The organism is Streptococcus oralis (assembly GCF_016028255.1).
GTDB lineage: Bacteria > Bacillota > Bacilli > Lactobacillales > Streptococcaceae > Streptococcus > Streptococcus oralis_AC.
In genome coordinates, this window is sequence record NZ_CP065707.1 from 1,728,663 (window position 1) to 1,750,448 (window position 21,786).

24 protein-coding genes are annotated in these 21,786 nt (G+C 41.7%); 4 read left to right on the plus strand and 20 right to left on the minus strand.

From position 1 onward, the window contains the following. The first annotated feature begins 61 nt into the window (after positions 1–61). Positions 62–1,507, plus strand: a complete 1,446-nt coding sequence (locus I6G42_RS08490) for a UDP-N-acetylmuramoyl-L-alanyl-D-glutamate--L-lysine ligase (RefSeq protein WP_038805491.1) — start codon at positions 62–64, stop codon at positions 1,505–1,507. 31 nt (positions 1,508–1,538) lie between these two features. On the opposite strand, the gene I6G42_RS08495 is transcribed toward I6G42_RS08490, so the two are convergent. From I6G42_RS08495 to I6G42_RS08570, 16 genes are all read right to left on the minus strand, one after another. Beyond that, on the minus strand, positions 1,539–1,739 hold the full coding sequence (locus I6G42_RS08495) for a CsbD family protein (RefSeq protein WP_000051178.1): 201 nt from the start codon (positions 1,737–1,739) through the stop codon (positions 1,539–1,541). Between the two features lie 101 nt (positions 1,740–1,840). Then, positions 1,841–2,491 (minus strand): DUF1803 domain-containing protein, encoded by a 651-nt coding sequence (locus tag I6G42_RS08500; RefSeq protein ID WP_049477473.1) that lies wholly within the window; start codon positions 2,489–2,491, stop codon positions 1,841–1,843. Continuing rightward, complete coding sequence (locus I6G42_RS08505; protein WP_038805492.1) at positions 2,475–2,987, minus strand: YiiX/YebB-like N1pC/P60 family cysteine hydrolase; 513 nt, start codon at positions 2,985–2,987, stop codon at positions 2,475–2,477. The genes I6G42_RS08500 and I6G42_RS08505 overlap by 17 nt, the downstream gene beginning before the upstream one ends. An 86-nt stretch (positions 2,988–3,073) precedes the next feature. Then, positions 3,074–4,009 (minus strand): manganese-dependent inorganic pyrophosphatase, encoded by a 936-nt coding sequence (locus I6G42_RS08510; RefSeq protein WP_000036036.1) that lies wholly within the window; start codon positions 4,007–4,009, stop codon positions 3,074–3,076. Between the two features lie 85 nt (positions 4,010–4,094). Next, positions 4,095–4,379: a GIY-YIG nuclease family protein gene (locus I6G42_RS08515; protein WP_038805493.1), complete on the minus strand. Its 285-nt coding sequence runs from the start codon at positions 4,377–4,379 to the stop codon at positions 4,095–4,097. Continuing rightward, complete coding sequence (locus I6G42_RS08520; RefSeq protein WP_038805494.1) at positions 4,369–5,115, minus strand: tRNA1(Val) (adenine(37)-N6)-methyltransferase; 747 nt, start codon at positions 5,113–5,115, stop codon at positions 4,369–4,371. The genes I6G42_RS08515 and I6G42_RS08520 overlap by 11 nt, the downstream gene beginning before the upstream one ends. A 35-nt stretch (positions 5,116–5,150) precedes the next feature. Then, positions 5,151–5,510: a S1 RNA-binding domain-containing protein gene (locus tag I6G42_RS08525; protein WP_038805495.1), complete on the minus strand. Its 360-nt coding sequence runs from the start codon at positions 5,508–5,510 to the stop codon at positions 5,151–5,153. 1 nt (position 5,511) lies between these two features. Beyond that, entirely contained in the window at positions 5,512–6,912 is a 1,401-nt protein-coding gene (locus tag I6G42_RS08530; RefSeq protein WP_038805496.1) for a bifunctional Cof-type HAD-IIB family hydrolase/peptidylprolyl isomerase, read from the minus strand. A gap of 81 nt (positions 6,913–6,993) precedes the next feature. Further along, the gene (locus tag I6G42_RS08535; RefSeq protein WP_038805497.1) at positions 6,994–7,503 is read right to left on the minus strand and encodes a GNAT family N-acetyltransferase; all 510 of its coding nucleotides are present in this window, start codon (positions 7,501–7,503) and stop codon (positions 6,994–6,996) included. 230 nt (positions 7,504–7,733) lie between these two features. Continuing rightward, positions 7,734–7,973 (minus strand): 30S ribosomal protein S18, encoded by a 240-nt coding sequence (gene rpsR, locus I6G42_RS08540; protein ID WP_000068664.1) that lies wholly within the window; start codon positions 7,971–7,973, stop codon positions 7,734–7,736. 31 nt (positions 7,974–8,004) lie between these two features. Then, a complete protein-coding gene (gene ssbA, locus I6G42_RS08545; protein WP_000609594.1) occupies positions 8,005–8,475 on the minus strand; it encodes a single-stranded DNA-binding protein SsbA in 471 nt (156 codons plus the stop codon). 11 nt (positions 8,476–8,486) lie between these two features. Then, entirely contained in the window at positions 8,487–8,777 is a 291-nt protein-coding gene (gene rpsF / locus I6G42_RS08550) for a 30S ribosomal protein S6 (RefSeq protein WP_001151782.1), read from the minus strand. Between the two features lie 132 nt (positions 8,778–8,909). Beyond that, positions 8,910–10,118 carry an MFS transporter gene (locus tag I6G42_RS08555; RefSeq protein ID WP_038805498.1) on the minus strand — a complete coding sequence of 403 codons (1,209 nt, stop codon included), beginning with the start codon at positions 10,116–10,118 and terminating at the stop codon, positions 8,910–8,912. A gap of 123 nt (positions 10,119–10,241) precedes the next feature. After that, positions 10,242–11,585, minus strand: a complete 1,344-nt coding sequence (gene asnS / locus I6G42_RS08560) for an asparagine--tRNA ligase (protein ID WP_000167158.1) — start codon at positions 11,583–11,585, stop codon at positions 10,242–10,244. A 152-nt stretch (positions 11,586–11,737) separates the two neighbouring features. Then, positions 11,738–12,916 carry a pyridoxal phosphate-dependent aminotransferase gene (locus I6G42_RS08565; RefSeq protein WP_038805499.1) on the minus strand — a complete coding sequence of 393 codons (1,179 nt, stop codon included), beginning with the start codon at positions 12,914–12,916 and terminating at the stop codon, positions 11,738–11,740. A 9-nt stretch (positions 12,917–12,925) separates the two neighbouring features. Beyond that, entirely contained in the window at positions 12,926–13,402 is a 477-nt protein-coding gene (locus I6G42_RS08570) for a DUF5590 domain-containing protein (RefSeq protein WP_038805500.1), read from the minus strand. A 118-nt stretch (positions 13,403–13,520) separates the two neighbouring features. Between I6G42_RS08570 and I6G42_RS08575 the strand changes: the two genes are divergently transcribed. Next, positions 13,521–13,967, plus strand: a complete 447-nt coding sequence (locus I6G42_RS08575; RefSeq protein ID WP_080641298.1) for a MarR family winged helix-turn-helix transcriptional regulator — start codon at positions 13,521–13,523, stop codon at positions 13,965–13,967. 91 nt (positions 13,968–14,058) lie between these two features. After that, positions 14,059–14,607, plus strand: coding sequence for an NADPH-dependent FMN reductase (locus tag I6G42_RS08580; protein ID WP_038805501.1), 549 nt, complete (start codon positions 14,059–14,061; stop codon positions 14,605–14,607). 31 nt (positions 14,608–14,638) lie between these two features. On the opposite strand, the gene yaaA is transcribed toward I6G42_RS08580, so the two are convergent. The 4 genes from yaaA to I6G42_RS08600 form a co-directional block, all read right to left on the minus strand. Further along, positions 14,639–15,367, minus strand: a complete 729-nt coding sequence (gene yaaA / locus I6G42_RS08585; protein WP_038805503.1) for a peroxide stress protein YaaA — start codon at positions 15,365–15,367, stop codon at positions 14,639–14,641. A 76-nt stretch (positions 15,368–15,443) separates the two neighbouring features. Continuing rightward, entirely contained in the window at positions 15,444–17,039 is a 1,596-nt protein-coding gene (locus tag I6G42_RS08590; protein WP_038805504.1) for a hypothetical protein, read from the minus strand. A gap of 11 nt (positions 17,040–17,050) precedes the next feature. After that, positions 17,051–17,461, minus strand: a complete 411-nt coding sequence (locus I6G42_RS08595) for a peptide deformylase (RefSeq protein ID WP_038805506.1) — start codon at positions 17,459–17,461, stop codon at positions 17,051–17,053. 104 nt (positions 17,462–17,565) lie between these two features. After that, positions 17,566–20,262: a cation-translocating P-type ATPase gene (locus I6G42_RS08600; protein WP_038805507.1), complete on the minus strand. Its 2,697-nt coding sequence runs from the start codon at positions 20,260–20,262 to the stop codon at positions 17,566–17,568. 307 nt (positions 20,263–20,569) lie between these two features. On the opposite strand from I6G42_RS08600, the gene mntE reads away from it, so the two are divergent. Next, positions 20,570–21,754: a CDF family manganese efflux transporter MntE gene (mntE, locus tag I6G42_RS08605; protein WP_038805508.1), complete on the plus strand. Its 1,185-nt coding sequence runs from the start codon at positions 20,570–20,572 to the stop codon at positions 21,752–21,754. Positions 21,755–21,786 lie beyond the last annotated feature (32 nt).

Consider the following 21,786-nt stretch of genomic DNA (forward strand, 5'->3'; position numbering starts at 1 on the left):
TCCATTATAAACTTTTCCTTGTTACTTGTAAAATTCGGGCTTGAAGTTTATAATAGAAAGTATGATTAAGATTGAAACCGTATTAGATATACTAAAGAAAGATGGCCTTTTTCGTGAGATTATTGACCAAGGTTATTACCACTACAACTACAGTGAAGTTGTTTTTGATAGTATCAGTTACGACAGTCGTAAAGTTAAAGAACAGAGCCTATTTTTCGTTAAGGGAGCTTCTTTTAAAAAAGAATTCCTTACCTCTGCTATTACACATGGTCTCGGATGGTATATAGCTGAGCAAGACTACGAAGTTGGTATTCCTGTCATCGTTGTGAACGATATCAAAAAAGCCATGAGTTTAATTGCGATGGAATTCTATGGCAATCCACAAAAAAAACTCAAAATTCTCGCTTTCACAGGGACCAAAGGAAAGACAACAGCAGCTTACTTTGCTTACCACATCCTATCTCAACGCTACCCAACAGCCCTCTTGTCAACTATGAACACAACTCTGGATGGCGAGACCTTCTTTAAATCTTCCTTCTCAACGCCTGAAAATATCGATCTTTTTGACATGATGGCTCAGGCTGTTAAGAATGGAAGAACCCATCTTGTAATGGAAGTCTCTAGCCAAGCCTATCTTGTTCATCGAGTCTATGGTCTGACCTTTGATGTAGGTGTCTTTCTTAACATCACTCCTGACCATATCGGTCCGATTGAGCATCCTAGCTTTGAAGATTACTTCTACCACAAACGTCTCTTGATGAAAAATAGCCGAGCAGTTGTCATTAACAGCGACATGGACCACTTTTCTGTATTGAAAGAACAAGTGGAAGATCAAGAACATGACTTCTATGGTAGCCAGTCAAGTAACCAAATCGAGAACTCCAAAGCCTTTAGCTTTTCCGCTACAGGTAAACTCGCTGGTGATTATGATATCCAACTCATCGGTCACTTCAATCAAGAAAATGCCGTTGCTGCAGGACTTGCCTGTCTTCGTCTAGGTGCCAGTCTTGAAGATATCAAAAAAGGGATCGCTGCAACCCGCGTCCCTGGACGTATGGAAGTTCTCACTCAGAAAAATGGAGCCAAGGTCTTCATAGACTATGCTCACAATGGTGACAGTCTGAAAAAACTGATTTCTGTTGTTGAAACCCATCAAACTGGAAAGATCGCTCTGGTTCTCGGTTCGACTGGAAACAAGGGTGAAAGTCGTCGCAAAGACTTTGGACTCCTTCTCGATCAACATCCTGAAATTCAAGTCTTTCTAACTGCGGATGACCCCAACTATGAAGATCCAATGACCATTGCTGAAGAAATCAGTAGCTATATCAGTCATCCTGTTGAAAAGATTGTCGATCGTGAACAAGCCATCAAGGCAGCTATGGCCATCACAAATCAAGAACTCGATGCCGTGATTATTGCTGGTAAGGGAGCTGATTGCTACCAGATCGTCCAAGGAAAGAAAGAAGATTATCCTGGAGATGCGGCTATCGCAGAACGTTATCTATAAAAAAATCAAGGGAAGCATTCCCTTGATTTTTTTAGTCTTCTTTCTTAAATGAATTTTTAAGACCTTCAACGGCACCTTCTACAGCACCTTTAGCATCTTCAACTACTTCTTTTGCTTTCGCAACTGTTTTTTCTACAGCGCCTTCTGCTTCTGTCTTGCTATCGCCAGTAACTTTACCAAATCCTTCTTTGATAGCACCAGTTGCTTGATCCAATTTATTTTCAAGTGACATAGCTCTGTCTCCTTTGCTTTTAATACGATAAACGTTATCGCTTACATTCAGTTTATGCTTATTCTTTAGCAAAGTCAAACAATCTGCTCAAAATGTAGCAATTAAGGAAAATAGAAAGTCAACCGTTCCTTGTCGAAATCAACAATCAACTCATACTTCCCTTCTTCGTTTTGCACAACATAGCCTAAAACGACTAAACTTTCCACAAAGATATCACGGCGTTTCTGCATGAGCTGGTCCTTTTTGAGAAATTTCAGTAAAAAAGTCGTCATATACTTGAGGGCGTACTCAGGATTAACATCTCCTAAAATAGCATAGAGTTCCTGCTGTTTTTCTGTCAAAGGATATTGATTCTTGACCTTGTAGAAATAGTTAGACAGGGTCATCTTTTCTCTAGCAAAATCTGTAGATTCGACTAAAATGGCAGCATTGGTTTGATTGCACAATTCCGTCTCAAAAGTTTTCTCCAGCAAGGCTTGATAAACTGGACTATCCTCTCTGACAAAAATTTCTTGGTCAAGGACCAGACTATCTATTGATTCTAGAAAAGGGAGATTGAGGGAATAGCGTTTATTTTCCCTTCGGATCAATCCTGCCTTTATATACTCTTCCATGAGTTTATCAACTGCCACATCTGGAAACTGGGCCTTGATTTCTCGGAGGATCACATCGTCATGCTGGTCCAGATAGTCCACCAAATCTATAAAAAATGGCTGCCGAGTCAAACGAGATGGATTAAAAATCTGAATCATGAAGATTCCTTTCTTTACATTCTAAAAGGGGGGATGCTGCTAGTTGACTAGGATTGGTCCCTGGTTGATTCAGAGGCACTGGAAGTTCGAGTTTCCTGTAGTATTCCCTCCAAAAATCACTGATCTCCTGCTCCCCGTCCCCAAATTTCATGGGAATAGTTTCAAAAATCGGTAGGATTTCAGCGATATACTGGGAGCAATAAAAGCCATTCCCATCTGGATAAAAAGAGGCATTATAGGGTGCACCCAAATGTTTGCTAGCTCTCTCTTTTACCAAGTCAGCTTCCAGCTCTGGATAGACATAAAGATCGTAAAGATGAGTTGGTTCAAAAAATTCAGCCGGTTCTTGACAAATGACACCAGCTTTCCCACTAGCATGGTAGATGAAACCGTCCAAAAAGATGGCTACATGACTATAGTTCCCAGTAGAAGCCTGGATAGCCTGCCCCATATCTGAAAGATCCTTCACAAAAATCAAATCACCATTTTCTAACATCTTTCTCTCCTAGAAAAAAAGGAGCCGAAACCCCTTTAGCTATATGGAAAACAAGTGTTTCCACGTTTCGATTATCACTCAGGTTATTAGCCATTAAAGCTTTCAGTCAACTGAGGCACCACTTGTTTCTTACGTGAAACAGCACCTGGAAGGAAAGCGTGGTTGTTTTCAAGTTTGAAGTTAAAGGCTGCTTCGACCTTGTCCATGTTTGACCCAAGAGCAAGGATTTCTGAGTTTGAGTTGACGATGTCTGTAATCATCAAGACAAAGTCAGAGTAGCCGTTTGCCGCATTAGCCGCTTGCATTGCTGCTTCGATTTCAGCTTGGCGTTCCAAGACTTCAGCAATATCAACTGTGTTCACTTGGGCAACACGAACTTTATTTCCGTTGAGTTCAAAAGTCTTAGCATCGATGTCAATCAATTCTTCAGCAGATTTGCTAGCCAAGTTTGTACCAGCCTTGAGCATAGCAAGACCGTACTCTTCCAAGTTGACACCAGCTAATTCAGCCAATTCAGGCGCAATCACTTTATCAGATGGGTGAGTTGTTGGAGATTTCAAAAGAAGAGTATCTGAAATCAAACCTGAAAGCATCAAACCTGCGATTTCTTTAGGAACTGCTACACCATGTTCTTTGAACATGCGGTAAACGATAGATGAAGCTGATCCAACTGGCTCCAAACGCATGTAGAGTGGGCTGGCAGTTTCAAAGTTAGCCACACGGTGGTGATCCACAACTCCGTAAACTTCTACTTCAGCGATATCTGACACTGATTGTTGGAATTCATTGTGGTCAGTCAAGATGACTTGTTCTGCGCCTTCTGCTTTAGCAGATGTAATAACACGCGGTGCTTCCACACCAAAATAGTTCAAAACAAAAGCTGTTTCTTCATTTGGAGTACCGAGAGCTACTGCTTCCGTGTCCAATCCATAAGCTTCTTTTGCAAGATAGGCAAAGGCTACAGATGACCCGATGGCATCTGAGTCTGGATTTTGGTGACCAAATACTAGAATCTTAGACATGATAATACCTCTTTAAATTTATTCATCTTATTTTAGCACTTTTTTCCTCTTTTGACAAAAGTAAGAGGAGGCAAAGGACTCCTCATTAGATATCAATATGGTTGACTAGATTTTTCTCTTGATTTTCGGATAAAAATCGTTCTTTCTGTGGTCTCTTCTTACGTTTGAGGAGAGCTTCTGCAGACATGGCTTCTTCCTTACTGGCAAAACCTTGAGCATAGACGAGTTTGACTGGCAAGCGAGCTCGTGTATATTTGGCTCCCTTCCCACTATTGTGGACAGCGAGGCGTCTTCTCACGTCCGTCGTATAACCGGTATAATAGGAACCATCACGACACTCCAGCACATACATATAAGCCTTATAATCCATAATAAATCTCTTGAATTTCTGGCGTATAAGAACCATCATCATTGTGAACAATGAGTGGTGGCAGGACCTTGAAGCCACTTGTCGATCCATCCTTGATAGCTTCGATTAAGAGCATATTGGCCTCCTTCTCTCGTTTAGGATAGACAAATTGCAGGCGCTTAGGTGCCAAATTGTGGCGTTTGAGCATGTCTAGGATATCCAAGAGCCGATCTGGACGATGAACCATGGCCAAACGGCCATTGGATTTGAGAATACTCTGAGCACTTCGACAAATTTCTTCTAGGTTAGTTGCAATTTCGTGTCTTGCTAGGAGGTAGTGTTCACTCTCGTTGAGATTGGAATGTGGATCCACCTTGAAATAAGGTGGATTGCACAAAATCATATCCACCTTACTTCCTTGAATGTGGGCAGGCATATTTTTCAAATCATCACAGATGACCTGCATCTGCTCTTCCAAGCCATTCAACTGAACCGAACGCTCCGCCATATCTGCCAAGCGCTCCTGAATCTCTACAGATAATATCTGCGCTTGAGTACGAGTGCTGGCAAAAAGCCCTACTGCCCCATTTCCTGCACAAAAGTCCACAATTAAGCCCCGTTTAGGAAAGCGCGGAAAGCGCGACAAGAGTACACTATCCACCGAATAGCTAAACACCTCTTTATTTTGAATGATTTTGATATCTGTCGAAAAGAGCTGATTGATTCGCTCTCCTGGTTTTAATAATTGTTCTTGCATATACGATTTTAATAAAAGATACGAAATCTAATAGACTAGTTTTTCTCTTTCAGATTGTTGAGGGCTTCCTTTGTCCAGATCGGCATCATTCGCCCAAGTGGTGCAAATCCGTACTTGATCCGATCATTTGAAAAACGTCTCCGTCTTGGCAATTGATGTTTCTCTTCCTCCAAAGTACGGATAGAAAGACTGGCTTTTCCAGTGTATTCGTCAAAATCCACCACCTGTACTTGAACCTCATCACCAATTTTCAAAACTTCATAGATATTTTCGATAAATCCTGTCCGAATCTCTGAAATATGAATCAGCCCAATCACCCCTGTCTCTAATTCGACAAAGGCACCATAGGGCTGAATTCCTGTAATACGCCCATTTAGCTTATCACCAATTTTCATCCTAGTCCTCAATTTCAATCGTTTCAATAACCACATCTTCAACTGGTTTGTCCATTGCACCAGTCTCAACAGCTGCAATGGTATCTAAGACAGCAAAAGATGCTGCATCTACCAATTGCCCAAAAACAGTATGGCGACGGTCAAGGTGAGGAGTTCCACCTTGTTCCGCATAGATTTCTGCAATCGGTTCAGGCCAACCACCACGCGCAATCTCTTTCTTAGAGTATGGCAAGTGTTGGTTTTGCACGATAAAGAACTGGCTACCATTGGTATTTGGACCCGCATTGGCCATAGAAAGGGCACCACGGATATTATAAAGTTCTTCAGAAAATTCATCTTCAAAAGAGTCGCCGTAGATTGATTCTCCCCCCATACCAGTACCAGTTGGGTCTCCACCTTGGATCATAAAGTCCTTGATAATTCGGTGGAAAATCACACCATCATAGTAACCGTCTTTTGAAAGAGCAACAAAGTTTGCTACTGTTTTGGGAGCATGTTCAGGAAAAAGCTTGATACGCAAGTCTCCGTGATTTGTCTTAATGGTCGCCAGCGGACCTTCTACTGTTTCAATTTCTACTTGTGGGAAATGCAATTCTTTTTCTACCATACCAAATCCTTCTAAGGCATCAAAAATGCCATCTTCTTCTAGTGCTTTTGTAATATAATCTGCTTTTTCTTTGATTTTTTCATGAGAAATTCCCATTGCAACGCTGATTCCAGCATAATCAAAGAGTTCCAAGTCGTTGAGTCCATCTCCAAAGACCATGACGTTCTCTGGTTTCAATCCTAGGTGTTCCACAACCTTTTCCACACCTGTCGCTTTGGAGCCTGAAATCGGCACAATATCAGACGAATGCTCATGCCAACGAACCATGCGAAGTTTATCTGAGAGACTGTTCGGCAAGCTCAAGTCATCTCCTTTATCTTCAAAAGTCCACATCTGATAGATGTCTTCTTTTTCATGGAAATCTGGATTCACATCCAAGTCAGGATAAATTGGATTGATAGCCTGACTGATCAGTTCTGTCCGAGTGGATAGTTTGGCAGCATGACTTCCAACCAAGCCATAGTCAATTCCTTCTCTCTTAGTCCACGAAATGTATTCTTCTACATCTTTCTTCTCAATCTTATGTTGATAAACGACATTTCCTTTTTTATCTTCTATGTAGGCACCATTTAAGGTTACAAAAAAGTCCGGCTTGAGGTCTCGAATCTCTGGAACAACACCGAAAATGCCTCGCCCAGAAGCAATTCCAGTCAAAATCCCTTTTTCTCGCAACTGCTTAAAAACCGTGGGAATCGTAGCTGGAATAAAACCTGTCTTTGACGTACGCAGGGTATCATCAATATCAAAGAAGACAATCTTAATCTTCTTTGCCTTGTATTTTAATTTCGCATCCATCTCTCTACCTCTTTCAATCTAACTCTTTCCATTATACCATAAAGTAAAGAAATCCCATATCTTCAAAAAATTTGCTACCTCTTATTCAAATTCTTTGGATAGATACAAAACTAAATCATCATTATTTTGAATAGTGGCATTCATTTCCAACGGTTGGTTTCGATACCAAACTCCCGAACCATCTGGAATATAGCCTCGTTTGATGTACAATCTCTGAGCAGGTCCATAACCTAAATGGAGCCCAACACCAAGCGTCACCTTATTCGATATAAGCTTGACTCGTTTCTCAGCTTCTTCTAGCAGTTGATTTCCAACCCCTTGATTTCGAAAAGGCTCAAACACATTAAAATCTGATAATTCTGGATAGACTTCTGCAAAAGGACCATGTTTAGCAGAGGGCAAAATGGTAATGTAACCCGCTACAACACCATCAATCTCTGCAACTAAGACTTCTCTCTCCTTGCTTTTCTGTTCCAGAAAATATCTAGCCAAAATTTCCTCTCTACCGGGCCAACCTTGGCTGATAAATCCTTGAGATAGATTTTTAATGTCATATTCTTGCATTTTTCTAATTGAACATGTCGTCTTCATAAGATGCTCCTTTAAAGCTTTCTCCTACCATTATAACACGATAATAAAAATTAAAAGAAAAAACCTAGTAAGGCAAAAGAATCTTACTAGATCAAAAGAGAGCCCTTTCTAATAGAGTCCTGTAAAGTCTGAAAAAGAGATTCATAGGACCTGATAAAAAGGCCCGTACGGAGCTGAAAAAGAGGGCCAACCGAATCTGAAAAAAAGACCCGTTGGGGTCTTTTTTTTCTTTAATCTTCGTTTACGAAAGGCATCAAAGCCATTACGCGAGCACGTTTGATAGCTGTTGTTACTTTACGTTGGTTTTTAGCTGAAGTTCCAGTTACACGACGTGGAAGGATTTTCCCACGTTCTGAAACGAAACGGCTAAGAAGCTCAGTATCTTTGTAATCAACATATTCAATTTTGTTTGCTGCGATGTAATCAACTTTTTTACGGCGTTTGAATCCGCCACGACGTTGTTGAGCCATGTTTTTTCTCCTTTATAGTTTTAATTGTCCATTAGAATGGTAAATCATCATCTGAAATATCCAACGGATTGGTTGCTCCAAATGGATTTTCATCACGTGAAAAGTCAGGTACTGATTGTGTAGGTGCTGTATAACTAGCAGTTGGTGCAGAATAAGCCCCACCTGTATGTCCTTCACGCACGCTACGGCTTTCCAACATTTGGAAATTGTCAGCCACGACTTCTGTTACGTAGACACGTTGTCCTTGCTGGTTATCGTAACTACGAGTCTGGATACGACCAGTGATCCCGATAAGAGAGCCTTTTTTAGCCCAGTTAGCAAGATTTTCAGCCTGTTGGCGCCACATAACGACATTGATGAAATCAGCCTCACGTTCGCCATTTTGACTCTTGAATGTACGGTTTACTGCAAGAGTAAAAGTCGCAACTGCTACATTTGATGGGGTATAACGCAACTCAGCGTCACGTGTCATACGCCCTACAAGTACAACATTGTTAATCATAATTTACCTTCTTACGCGTCAAGTTTGACGATCATGTGACGAAGAATGTCAGCGTTGATTTTTGAAAGACGGTCAAACTCTTTAAGAGCTGCGTCGTCGTTAGCTTCAACGTTAACGATGTGGTAAAGTCCTTCACGGAAATCTTGGATTTCGTATGCAAGACGACGTTTTTCCCATGATTTTGATTCAACAACAGTTGCACCGTTGTCAGTCAAGATAGAGTCAAAACGTGCTACCAAAGCGTTTTTCGCTTCTTCTTCAATGTTTGGACGAATGATATAAAGAATTTCGTATTTAGCCATTGATATGTTCCTCCTTTTGGTCTAATGACCCCAAGACTTTGCAAGGGGTAAGTGAGGTTTGCTCACAATTAACTATTATACTAGAAATACTAGTAGATAGCAAGAGAAAAAAGATAAAAATGAAAAATAACTCTATTGCTTAGAAATAACATTCTCTTTCAGTTCTAAAGCTCTGGCCATCTCTTTCAAAATGAAGAATAGTGAAAAGCCGACTATTACTAAAAATAATCCTAAGTAAATAAAGGCTTCTACAAAACCTAGAGCATCAATCAGCCATCCCGTCAGAGGAAAAATAACAATCATACTCAGGCTGAACATCATGGAGTAGACACTTAGCATGGTTGCACGTACCTCACTTGGGAGTCGCTTTTGTAAATCGTTGTCAAAAATCGGTTGAAAGAGAGCATATAAGGCGTTACTAATCAAATAAATCAAAATATAAATCAGTGGCGTTCCAAAGTAGGAAAGTAAGTAGGTCACTCCCGTCAAGAGTACAAGAATGGGAAAGAGCTTTAAGGCTGAATACCTCTTTCCAATCTTACTCGCTAGATAAACTGCCCAGATATTCAAAACACTACCGATTAACATGACTATCGAAATCTGCCATCCTTCTAAGTCCGGCAGTTGATTTTGATAGTAAAAATAAAACATGCACATCAGTGTCCCAATGATTTGGGACAGAATCATCCAACCAAAAAGACTGGGATTTCTCTGCAACTCCTCTTTGACAGTCAACATAATCTTTTTCATGGTCAGACGCTCAGATTTTTGTGCTTTAACACTAGGCTCTTTTAGCATCCAAGTTAGGAAAAGAACGATAATCGAAGTAGCAATCATGATATAGTAGGTCAAGTGCAATTGACCATGGACAAAAAATCCCGCTAAAACGGTCCCCAAAGACCGAGTTCCTTCTGCTACTCCTGACATAAAACTTGAGATAGACAAGTAGCGCTCTTTTAATCCAGCCTCCACGGCCGAATCATAAACCATGGCTGCACTCGTGCCCGAATCAAAATTATAAGACAAGGCACTCACCACCATAGCGAGTGCGTAAATCCAAAAATTACCTTGCCCTACTAACATGAGAATAGACGACGCAATCCCAGCAATCCGACTGAGATAAAGATTGGTTTTATATGAATAGCGATCAGCTAACATTCCAGAGGGAATTTCACAAATGACACTGGTGGCATGAAAAATACTTTCCAACAAACCAACCTGCCAAAGTGACATCCCATTTTGACTGAGAAATAGAATCCAAAAGCTAGTAATGCCCAAAAAGGCAAAAAATTCTACCCCAGCCATGAGACCGATATTCTTCCGATAATTTGGTTTAAACATCATTTCTCCTTTAACAAGTGTATATATCCTTGTGTCTGTCACTTGTTAAGCTGTGCTTTACATGATCTCCACCTCTTCTTTCTTCTACTTTGAAAAAACGCCTATTACGGCGTTTTAGTTTTTTTATGGTTTAATACGGTGCAACATACGTGGGAATGGAATAGCTTCACGGATGTGTTTTGTTCCAGCTGCGAAGGTTACCATACGCTCGATACCGATACCAAAGCCACCGTGTGGTACAGTACCGTATTTACGAAGGTCAAGGTAGAATTCATACTCTGTACGGTCCATTCCAAGTTCTTCCATCTTAGCGACAAGGGCATCGTAATCTTCCTCACGCATAGAACCACCGATGATTTCTCCATACCCTTCAGGAGCAAGCAAGTCTGCACAAAGCACGCGCTCTGGATTTCCAGGAACTGGTTTCATGTAGAAGGCCTTGATGGCTGCTGGGTAGTTGATAACGAAGGTTGGTACACCAAAGTGGTTTGAAATCCAAGTCTCGTGTGGCGAACCAAAGTCATCTCCATGCTCCAAATGCTCATAGTCAGCATCTTCATCATTTTCATGCTCTTGCAAAAGGTCAATAGCTTGATCGTAAGTGATACGTTTGAATGGCTCTGCAATGTAGCGTTTCAAGAGCTCTGTATCACGTTCCAAAGTTTCCAAGGCTTGAGGCGCACGGTCAAGAACACCTTGAAGAAGAGCTTTCACATAAGCTTCTTGCAAGTCAAGTGACTCGTCGTGTGTCAAGTAGGAGTACTCCGCATCCATCATCCAGAACTCAGTCAAATGACGACGTGTTTTTGATTTTTCAGCACGGAATACTGGACCAAAGTCAAAGACACGACCAAGGGCCATAGCACCCGCTTCAAGATAGAGCTGACCTGATTGGCTCAAGTAGGCTGGTGTTCCAAAGTAGTCTGTTTCAAAGAGTTCAGTTGAATCTTCTGCAGCATTTCCTGAAAGAATGGGGCTATCAAATTTCATGAAGCCATTCTTGTCAAAGAACTCATAGGTTGCATAGATGATAGCGTTACGGATTTGCATGACTGCTACTTGCTTACGAGAACGGAGCCACAAGTGACGGTTGTCCATCAAGAAGTCTGTTCCGTGTTCTTTTGGAGTGATTGGGTAATCTTGTGATTCACCGATGACTTCGATATCTGTGATATCGAGCTCATAACCAAACTTAGAACGTTCGTCTTCTTTGACAATACCTGTCACATAAACAGAAGTTTCTTGGCTCAATCGTTTGATGACATCAAACTTCTCAAGTCCCACTTCTTCACCAAATTTTTCTACAAAGTTTGGTTTAAATGCTACACCTTGGAAGAAGGCTGTTCCATCACGCAATTGCAAGAAGGCAATTTTCCCTTTTCCTGATTTGTTGGCAACCCAAGCTCCGATGGTCACTTCTTGACCAACGTAGTCTTTTACATCGATAATTGTTACACGTTTTGTCATAATCTATCTTCCTTTTTTCGTTTAACTTGTCCGAAGACATCATTACCCACTATTTTACCATAAATAGACTGCGATAGCTAGGTTCTACTAGAGAAAAATCGCGAGATTTTCGATACAAAAAATCTTCGTCAGAATGACGAAGATTCTAAGTTTTATTTTTCCATAAATTGATGCAAGCGACGAATAGCTTCTTTTAATGTATCCAAGTCTGTAGCATAGCTGAGACGAACATTTTCTGGTGCTCCAAATCCAGCTCCTGTAATCAAGGCAAGACCAACTTCTTCGAGAATAGCCGTTGTAAAATCTGTCACATCGGTATAACCCTTCATTTCCATCGCTTTTTTAACATTTGGGAAGAGATAGAAGGCTCCTTGGGGCTTGACAACTTCAAATCCTGGCACTTGGCACAAGAGAGGATAAATGGTATTCAAACGTTCTTCAAAGGCTTGGCGCATGGTTTCAACAGAGTCTTGCGGTCCAGTCAGCGCCTCAATCGTTGCATATTGAGATACTGCTGTCAGATTTGAAGTCGTTTGTCCTGTCAATTTGCTCATAGCAGCGATAATTTCAGGATTTCCCACAGCATAACCTACCCGCCAACCAGTCATGGCATAGGCCTTAGATACACCGTTAATCACGATGGTTTGCTGACGAATGGCTTCTGACAGACTAGAAATTGGAACAAATTCATTCCCGTTATAAACCAGACGACCGTAAATATCATCTGCTAGGATAAGGACATCATGTTCAACAGCCCAATTTCCGATAGCCAAAAGTTCCTCGCGAGAGTAGATCATACCGGTCGGATTCGATGGTGAATTGAGAACCAAGACCTTGGTCTTATCTGTTCGCGCTGCTTCTAGCTGCTCTACTGTTACTTTAAAATGATTGTCTTCCTTCGCCTGGACAAAGACTGGCACTCCTTCTGCCATTTTGACCTGGTCTCCATAGCTGACCCAGTATGGTGTAGGAATGATGACCTCATCACCTGGATTAACCACAGCCATAAAGAAGGTGTAGAGAGAGAACTTGGCACCAGTGGCAAAAGTAACCTCGTTAGCCGCTACAGAATACCCATAATAGCGTTCAAAATAGGTATTAACCGCCGCTTTTAACTCTGGTAGGCCTGAAGCAACTGTATAAAAGGAAGCTCGTCCGTCACGAATCGCTTCCACCGCCGCATCCTGAATGTTTTCAGGAGTATGAAAATCTGGCTGTCCCAAGGTTAAGAAAAGAACATCTTTTCCTTGAGCTTTTAATGCTTTGGCTCTTGCATCACTGGCTAGAGTGACACTTTCTTCCATTTCTAGTACACGTTTGGATAGTTTCATATGCCCTCCTTATCGGATCACTACTCCTGTTTCAAAGTCGACCAGATAGAACTGGTTTCCTGACTTAACTTCCCAAATCGGCTTATCCTGATAACGACCAAAAGTAATCTTGTCAATGTCGTTAGCTCCTTTTTCCCTCGAAATCGTCGCTGCCTTGTCTTGAGAAATCCCCTTATCAAGCTGATAAACATAAATTTTATGGTCATTCTTTTCAATCAGTACGGCAATGACCTCTTGCTTTTTATTATGTCCCAGAAGGCTGTAATAAGCTTCCGAACCATTAAAAAAATCAACCTGATCTGCTTTTTCCAATTCTGCATACTGCTTGGCCAGTTTTTCTCCCTCAACTCTAGCATCTTGATAGGGTTTCATGCTAAGCGAAATCAGGTAAAGAAAGGATCCAGTCAGCACTAGTAGCACCAGAGAAATGCCGATTCCGTATTGTATAAGTAGCTTGTTTTTTGCTTTTTTCTGTCTTAGTTTCACTCGTCTATTTTACCATCTCTCCTCCTTTATTACAAGTGAAGACAGGAACATTCTAAGAATCTTTTCCTATAAAATATAAGTTCTTGTTATTCTGCCTAATTATTGATAAAATAACCTTATGAAACAATATTTGAAAGAAAAAATTTCCCAAAATCAACTAGACTTAAAAACGGCTATCGTTCTCAATAAAGCGATGCGAAGTTTTAAACCTTATGAAACCAAGGCTGCCAAAGAAAACGGACTAACCCCTACTCAATTTTCCGTTCTGGAAACCCTCTATAGCAAGGGAGAACTGCGTATTCAGGATTTGATTGAAAAAATGTTGGCCACTTCTGGAAACATGACTGTTGTTATTCGAAACATGGTTCGAGATGGGTGGATTTCTAGAACTTGCGACCCCAAGGATCGTCGCTCTTTTTTCCTGAAATTAACACCTGCAGGACGCAGAAAAATCGAAGAGGTTCTTCCTGACCATGTCGATTCTATCGTAGAAGCACTTAGTATCTTAGAAGATGGCGAAAAGGAAGACTTGATCCGGATTTTAAAAAAATTTAAAGATTTGTGAGCAAAATTATTGCTAATTAGTATTATTTGTTGTAACATAGATGGTAACAAAAGGGTTCGCTCTTTGAATTTTAAACTAAAGGAGACATATCATGTCTAAAAAAGTATTATTTGTCGTCGGTTCACTTCGCCAAGGTTCTTTCAACCACCAAATGGCCCTCGAAGCTGAGAAAGCACTTGCCGAAAAAGCGGAAGTTAGCTATCTTGATTACTCAGCTGTTCCCCTCTTCAGCCAAGATCTTGAAGTTCCAACTCATCCAGCTGTAGCTGCTGCTCGCGAGGCTGTCCTTGCTGCGGATGCTATCTGGATCTTCTCTCCAGTCTACAACTTCTCTATCCCTGGAACAGTGAAAAACTTGCTTGACTGGCTCTCTCGTGCCCTTGACTTGTCTGATACACGTGGCGTTTCTGCCCTCCAAGACAAGTTTGTTACTGTCTCGTCTGTAGCCAATGCCGGTCACGATCAACTCTTTGCGATTTATAAAGACCTCTTGCCATTTATCCGTACACAAGTCGTTGGTGACTTTACAGCTGCTCGTATCAATGACTCTGCTTGGGCAGACGGAAAATTGGTGTTAGAAGAAGCAACTGCTTCATCACTTGCAAAACAAGCTGACGACCTTCTTGCAGCCATCAACTAATCCAGCAAAAACCAGCTCGAATGAGCTGGTTTTATGCTTGTTTCACAAAGACGAGTTCTAAATCACTTGATAAATCAGGTCGGTAGTCAAAGCCGGCAAAGCGGAGCTTGCGAGCTTGTTCGACTGTTTGGACTTGCCCTTCTATCAAGGCTGTCAAAAAAGCCCCACGCGCTTTCTTGGAAATAGTTGAGTGGATTTTCAGCTGACCTGCCTTGTCCTCCATAAATTTGAAGTTCACCATCTTTTCTCTAATTTCCTTCGAAAATACGGTTTCAAACTCTGATGATAGGAGGGAGAATATCAAATCCTCATCCTGTAGCGCCTCATCGTAGGCTGACTTCCAATGGCTCTTTAAAGTCTTACCAGCAACTTTTAACTTCATCAAGAAGTCCAAACGGTGTGGAGCCATGGGCGACAAGGCGGGGACAACACCGTATAAAGCCGAGGTAATTAGGACATGATTTTCAAGATAGGTTTGTTCAGCCTCGGTTAACTCATCTCGTTTGATGTGACGATACATGAGACCATCGAAGAGTTTCAAAGCTGGATAATGTTTAGCCCTGTGATCTTTTAAAGCTTGAATATGGCCGTACTCTTCTTCTGCTTTCTCAGCAGATACTTTATAAAAAGTCTCTAATTCACTAGCTGAGTAGTGCGCCAGTAAGTCAAGGACTGCCTGACTTTCTTTCCTCAAAGGGAGCGCTTCGATACAAGGAAGGTCTGTGTTCATTTCTTTTGCTGTTGGGATTAAAATTTTCATATTGTTAGTGTAGCATATTTTTCAACCGCGACCAAGAATTTTATCTTAAAAACCTCGGTTCATACCGAGGTTTCTTTTACTTGACTTTAAAGGTCTTGAGATAGTTATCTTTTCCAACTTGACCTTCGAAGGATTGGCCATTTTCGAGGTAAGGGAGGTCGTCTGACACAGAAGCCTTGACCTTGTATATCTTGCCATCAACTTTAAAGAAGTAGACGGTATCACCCTTGATAACAGCTGATTTAAGGTCTGAGACGATACCCTTAATATTTTCTACCGTTTCATTATCCAGCTCAAGGTCATTTTTATTGGCATATTTGCTGAGGAGTTCATCTACCGTAGCTGCTACGATGACGTTTTGGTACTCCACGGCATCGACCAATGCATACTCCTTGACCAAGCCTGCATTGTCCTTCAATCCCATGATGTAGAGCGGTTTATCATTGAGATTGACAAGGATAGGGAAGGTCGCTTTATAGGCCTTCTCTTGCACGGCTCCTTCTGCGGAAGCACGGGCTGATTCTTCGGTTGCTGAAGCTAGATTATACTTGGTGATTTCACCAGTGCGCATATTTTCAAGGATAAATCCTAGATTACTTTCGTCAGCATTGGCTGAAGTCACCCCAGTGTAGAGATAAATGTCATTTCCGATAGAAAGATAGTTATAGCCCTCTGTCGTTTGGGTAACATTTTTCTTAGAAATCAAGGCATTCCAGAAGCCGTCTTTATACTTGCCGTTGTAGTTGATTTGCTCGATTGTTTCTTCTGCTGGATAGACACGATCCACCCATTCTGGTACTTCATCCAAGCTGTATTCCTTGGTTTCTCCATTGGTGGCGTCTAAGATAATAACAGACGAAGGACGAGGAACTCCTAGACCAAACTGCTTTTGATAAACGGTTGCTACATAGAAGGGATTGCCTTCATCATCCACCTCAAAGGAGGGCGTTTTAAAAATCTTGGTTGGGTACTTAATCCGAAGATGGCGTTTGACATCGCGGTTAAAGTACTCGGAGTCTGAATACTTCATTGGCGTTTTTAAATCTACCAATTCCGCATTTCCTGTCACCATATCAACCTTGATATACTCGCCAATTCCCTTGGACTGATTATTGAACCATTTGATGGGATCGGCATACTCTAATGGTGTTACCCGATAGGGTTTGCCATCAACCGTCAGCTGGGTATAAGTATCCGCTGCTACGTACTGGGAGACCTTATCCGTCAGAGAGCCTAGATAACGGTCTCCAATCTTTTCTGCAGTGCTCCGATCTAGGATTGGAACCTTACTGGTATCACTCTTAGGAAAATCTTTAAAATCTTTTTCTGTGATAGACACCACATTAGCATAATTTTTTGCTTGGAAAAAGCTAGAGGTCACTAGACTTACCAGACCAGCAAGGGCAAAGATGATAGCTGCAGTCAGAAACAATCCTCTACTAAGTTTGGTAAAAAGGAATCCTTCTAGATTGAGATCTTTGGCAGCCTTGCCATGACGTACATGAACAGTTTTAAGGAGATTGGTATCCTTGCGGAAACTAAACAAAATACCCATCACCACCAGATGCCCACAAAGAAAGAAGATGAATTCCCAACTAGTAAGATTAAGTGGCGGCAAAAAGATATACCAAGTCGTTGCGATAAAAACAAGTTCAAATAGTATGCGTTTCATCTGAATTCCTCCTAAATAATCCGTCCTTCCAAATGATCCAGTTCATGTTGGCAGATCTGAGCTGGAAAACCTGTTAACGTAATGATCTGCTCCTGCCACTTACTATCACGATAGGAAACCGTAATCGTTTCATAACGAGTCGTCGGTCGCACCCCAGTCAAAGACAAACAACCTTCCTCTGTCTCGTAAGGTCCTTTATAGGAAAGGAGAACGGGATTAAACATGACCATGGGAACCAAGCCAAGATTAAAGATAATGACACGCTTCTGCACACCAATCATATTGGCTGCCAGACCAACACAGGTCTCGCGATTAGCCAGCAGGGTATCCTGTAAATCCTTAGCCAGATAAAGGTCTTCCTGACTTGCAGCTTTCGAAACTTGCGACAAAAATAAGACATCTCGGACAATTTTCTTTTCCATCCTCTTTCACTCCTTGCTACTTTACTTTATTATAGCACAAAAGGGAGCGACTTCTAGTCCTTTCCCTCAAATGCAAAAAAAGCCATCCGAAGATGACTTTCTTTTTAAATCGCGTTCTTATCAAGACCAAGTTTACGTTGAACAAACTTAACAATTTCGACAATGATAATCATTGAGAAGCTTCCAGCTAGAACAATACCCCATTGTGACAAGTCTAGTTTGGTTACGTGGAAGATACCTTCAAGCGGTTCTACGACGATTGTTGCCATCAAGAGGATGAAGGATACCAAGATTGACCAGTTGAAGGTCTTAGATTTAAATGGACCAACAGTCAAGATGGATTGGTAAACAGACTTAACGTTGTAGGCATGGAATAGTTGAATCAAACCAAGGGTTGCAAAGGCCATAGTAAGGGCATCCGCATGAATGGCATGATTGTCACCCACATGAACTGGGTAAGCAATTGCAAGTCCATAAACACTCATAACAATAGCTGCTTGGAGTACACCTTGATAGATGATAGAACTCAAAACACCACCTGAGAAGAAGCTTGCCTTTCGTCCACGTGGTTTATGATTCATGACACCAGGCTCAGCAGGTTCAACACCAAGAGCGATAGCTGGGAAGGTATCTGTTACCAAGTTGATCCACAAAAGATGAACTGGCTGCAAGACGTCCCAACCAAACAAGGTTGATAAGAAGATAGTTAATACTTCAGCAGTATTGGCAGAAAGTAAGTACTGAATAGTCTTTTGAATGTTTGAGAAGACCTTACGTCCTTCTTCAACTGCGACGATAATAGTCGCAAAGTTATCATCTGCAAGAATCATGTCAGAAGCCCCCTTAGAAACCTCTGTACCAGTGATTCCCATACCGATACCGATATCGGCTGTTTTCAGAGCTGGCGCATCATTAACACCGTCACCTGTCATAGCAACAACCTTACCTTGTTTTTGCCAAGCCTTGACGATACGAACCTTGTGTTCTGGAGACACACGGGCATAAACAGAGTATTGACCAACTACTTTTTCAAAGTCTTCATCTGACAGTTCGTTGAGCTCAGCACCAGTTAAAACGTGGCCTTCTGTATCATTTGCATCAATAATTCCCAAACGTTTGGCAATAGCTTCTGCTGTGTCTTGATGGTCACCCGTAATCATGATCGGACGGATTCCCGCTTCCTTAGCTACACGAACAGCTTCTGCTGCTTCAGCACGTTCAGGGTCAATCATCCCAATCAATCCAGTGAAGATCAAGTTGTTTTCTAGCTCTTCAGAAGTGAGATTTTCTGGAATGCTGTCAATAATCTTATAAGCACCTGCAAGGACACGCAAGGCTTGGTGAGCCATTTCAAAGTTGTTTGTATGGATTAATTCAGTAACTTTCTCATCAATCGGAGCAACATCTCCAGCCTTATCACGAGCAACACAACGTTTCAAGAGTTGATCTGGAGCCCCTTTGACTGCCACTAGGAATTTGCCATCTGGCAATGGGTGAACCGTTGACATGAGTTTACGATCTGAGTCAAACGGCAATTCAGCTACACGAGGATATTTCTCTAAGAATCCTTTAACATCGTAACCCTTGTCCAAGGCATACTGGATGAAGGCTGTTTCCGTTGGATCCCCGATCAGGTTTCCTTCTGCATCAATCTTGGTATCATTGGCCAAGACAACTGAACGAAGAAGCGGCATGTCCAAGCCAAGTTCAATCTCATCAACTGAGTCATGTAGAACTGCGTCATAGAAGACTTTCTCGACTGTCATCTTGTTCATGGTAAGCGTACCAGTCTTATCAGAAGCGATGATTTCTGTTGAACCCAGTGTTTCTACCGCTGGCAACTTACGAACGATAGAGTTTCGTTTTGCCAAAACTTGAGTACCGAGGGCAAGAACGATGGTCACGATAGCAGGAAGTCCTTCTGGGATGGCTGCAACAGCAAGCGCAACAGATGTCATCAACTCACCAAGTGGATCTTTGCCTTGAATGAAGACTCCAACTACAAAAGTAACAAGGGCAATAACCAAAATAGCATAGGTCAAGACCTTAGAAAGGTTGTTCAAGTTTTGTTTAAGTGGTGTATCCGTCTCATCCGCATCTTGGAGCATGCCAGCGATATGACCCACTTCAGTGTACATACCTGTATTGACAACAACACCAAGACCACGACCGTAGGTAACGTTTGAGTTTTGGAAGGCCATATTGACACGGTCACCAATACCAGCATCTGCAGAGAGCTCGACGGTCAAGTCTTTTTCGACTGGAACAGACTCACCTGTTAGGGCTGCTTCTTCGATTTTAAGAGAGTTGGCTTCTAACAAACGTAGATCCGCTGGTACAACATCACCTGCTTCAAGGGCAACGATATCACCTGGTACTAATTCTTTTGAATCAATCTCAGCCATGTGCCCATCACGGATAACGCGAGCAGCTGGACTGGACATGGATTTAAGGGCTTCGATGGCTTCTTCCGCTTTTCCTTCTTGGTAAACACCGAAGGCTGCGTTGATGATAACAACGGCTAGGATAATGATGGCATCTGCAATATCTTCCCCACCAGAAGTTATGACAGACAAGATGGCTGCAGCCACCAAAATAATAATCATCAAATCCTTAAACTGTTCGATGAATTTAACCAAGAGAGATTTTTTCTCACCCTCTTCGAGTTCATTGCGCCCATATTCTGCTAAGCGTTTCTGCGCTTCGCTTGACGAAAGGCCTTGCTCAGTTGCTTCAACCGACTTCAAGATCTCTTCAGGACTTTGAATATAAAACGCTTGGCGTTTTTGTTCTTTTGACATGCGTCTCCTCCTTGACATTGTGTGCAAAACAAGTTCTCTTTTTGTTTTATGACAAACAAAAAGAGACTTGTTAATCATAACAAGTCTCGCTGTTTAAGATAGGGCCGGAAGGTATACTTTGCAGTACACAATTCGGAATGACGACACTATCACAGGTTTCTGCCAGCTACTCCCTTGAGTAGTACTATTATACCAAATTTTGAAAAGTTTTCAATCATTAAAATCCGATGGAACAAGACTAAATTTGAATTTTCCCATGAAAACCAGTATAATGAAAGAATAATCGAATCATATGAAAGGAAGTCCGATGAATCAATCCATGTCAAATCTCAAGTTGGCGGAACGTGGTGCCATTATCAGCATTTCGACCTACCTCCTCTTGTCTGCGACAAAATTAGCGACTGGCCACCTCCTACATTCTTCCAGTTTGGTAGCGGATGGTTTCAACAACGTATCAGATATTATCGGAAATGTTGCTCTTCTGATTGGCATTCGTATGGCTCGCCAACCCGCAGACCGTGACCATCGTTTCGGTCACTGGAAGATTGAAGATTTGGCTAGTTTGATTACTTCCATCATCATGTTCTACGTTGGCTTTGATGTGCTTCGGGACACCATTCAAAAAATTCTCAGTCGGGAACAAACAATTATCGATCCTCTGGGAGCATTTCTAGGAATCATTTCTGCAGCGGTCATGTTTGCCGTTTATCTCTATAATACTCGCCTCAGTAAGAAATCCAAATCCAAGGCTCTCAAGGCAGCTGCCAAGGACAATCTTTCCGATGCTGTGACCTCGCTTGGGACTTCCATTGCTATCCTAGCCAGCAGTTTCAATTATCCGATCGTAGATAAATTGGTCGCTATCATCATCACTTTCTTTATCTTAAAGACAGCCTACGATATCTTTATCGAGTCTTCCTTCAGTCTTTCAGATGGCTTTGATGACCGTCTTCTAGAGGACTACCAAAAGGCCATCATGGAGATTCCAAAGATTAGTAAGGTCAAGTCCCAAAGAGGGCGTACCTACGGTAGCAATATCTACCTTGATATCACTCTGGAGATGAATCCTGACTTATCAGTCTATGAAAGTCACGAAATTGCAGACCAAGTCGAGTCCATGCTGGAAGAGCGTTTTGGAGTCTTTGATACCGATGTCCATATCGAGCCAGCTCCCATACCTGAGGACGAGATTTTGGACAATGTCTATAAAAAACTTCTCATGCGTGAGCAGTTGATTGACCAAGGAAATCAGCTAGAAGAACTCCTTGCTGAGGACTTTCGCTATATCCGTCAAGATGGAGAGCAGATGGATAAAGAGGCTTATAAGTCTGAAAAAGAACTTAGTGCTGCGATTAAGGATATTCAAATCACCTCCATTAGTCAGAAAACCAAGCTCATTTGCTATGAGTTAGATGGCATCGTCCACACTAGTATCTGGCGTCGCCATGAGACTTGGCAAAATATCTTTCATCAAGAGACAAAAAAAGAATAGAAAAATCCTGTCATTGCGATAGGATTTTTCTA

Bases quoted from the DNA above. Each gene is read 5' to 3' on its own strand.
- I6G42_RS08490 (WP_038805491.1), top strand. From the start codon at position 62: ATGATTAAGATTGAAACCGTATTAGATATACTAAAGAAAGATGGCCTT.
- I6G42_RS08495 (WP_000051178.1), bottom strand. From the start codon at position 1,739: ATGTCACTTGAAAATAAATTGGATCAAGCAACTGGTGCTATCAAAGAA.
- I6G42_RS08500 (WP_049477473.1), bottom strand. From the start codon at position 2,491: ATGATTCAGATTTTTAATCCATCTCGTTTGACTCGGCAGCCATTTTTT.
- I6G42_RS08505 (WP_038805492.1), bottom strand. From the start codon at position 2,987: ATGTTAGAAAATGGTGATTTGATTTTTGTGAAGGATCTTTCAGATATG.
- I6G42_RS08510 (WP_000036036.1), bottom strand. From the start codon at position 4,009: ATGTCTAAGATTCTAGTATTTGGTCACCAAAATCCAGACTCAGATGCC.
- I6G42_RS08515 (WP_038805493.1), bottom strand. From the start codon at position 4,379: ATGGATTATAAGGCTTATATGTATGTGCTGGAGTGTCGTGATGGTTCC.
- I6G42_RS08520 (WP_038805494.1), bottom strand. From the start codon at position 5,115: ATGCAAGAACAATTATTAAAACCAGGAGAGCGAATCAATCAGCTCTTT.
- I6G42_RS08525 (WP_038805495.1), bottom strand. From the start codon at position 5,510: ATGAAAATTGGTGATAAGCTAAATGGGCGTATTACAGGAATTCAGCCC.
- I6G42_RS08530 (WP_038805496.1), bottom strand. From the start codon at position 6,912: ATGGATGCGAAATTAAAATACAAGGCAAAGAAGATTAAGATTGTCTTC.
- I6G42_RS08535 (WP_038805497.1), bottom strand. From the start codon at position 7,503: ATGAAGACGACATGTTCAATTAGAAAAATGCAAGAATATGACATTAAA.
- rpsR (WP_000068664.1), bottom strand. From the start codon at position 7,973: ATGGCTCAACAACGTCGTGGCGGATTCAAACGCCGTAAAAAAGTTGAT.
- ssbA (WP_000609594.1), bottom strand. From the start codon at position 8,475: ATGATTAACAATGTTGTACTTGTAGGGCGTATGACACGTGACGCTGAG.
- rpsF (WP_001151782.1), bottom strand. From the start codon at position 8,777: ATGGCTAAATACGAAATTCTTTATATCATTCGTCCAAACATTGAAGAA.
- I6G42_RS08555 (WP_038805498.1), bottom strand. From the start codon at position 10,118: ATGTTTAAACCAAATTATCGGAAGAATATCGGTCTCATGGCTGGGGTA.
- asnS (WP_000167158.1), bottom strand. From the start codon at position 11,585: ATGACAAAACGTGTAACAATTATCGATGTAAAAGACTACGTTGGTCAA.
- I6G42_RS08565 (WP_038805499.1), bottom strand. From the start codon at position 12,916: ATGAAACTATCCAAACGTGTACTAGAAATGGAAGAAAGTGTCACTCTA.
- I6G42_RS08575 (WP_080641298.1), top strand. From the start codon at position 13,521: ATGAAACAATATTTGAAAGAAAAAATTTCCCAAAATCAACTAGACTTA.
- I6G42_RS08580 (WP_038805501.1), top strand. From the start codon at position 14,059: ATGTCTAAAAAAGTATTATTTGTCGTCGGTTCACTTCGCCAAGGTTCT.
- yaaA (WP_038805503.1), bottom strand. From the start codon at position 15,367: ATGAAAATTTTAATCCCAACAGCAAAAGAAATGAACACAGACCTTCCT.
- I6G42_RS08590 (WP_038805504.1), bottom strand. From the start codon at position 17,039: ATGAAACGCATACTATTTGAACTTGTTTTTATCGCAACGACTTGGTAT.
- I6G42_RS08595 (WP_038805506.1), bottom strand. From the start codon at position 17,461: ATGGAAAAGAAAATTGTCCGAGATGTCTTATTTTTGTCGCAAGTTTCG.
- I6G42_RS08600 (WP_038805507.1), bottom strand. From the start codon at position 20,262: ATGTCAAAAGAACAAAAACGCCAAGCGTTTTATATTCAAAGTCCTGAA.
- mntE (WP_038805508.1), top strand. From the start codon at position 20,570: ATGAATCAATCCATGTCAAATCTCAAGTTGGCGGAACGTGGTGCCATT.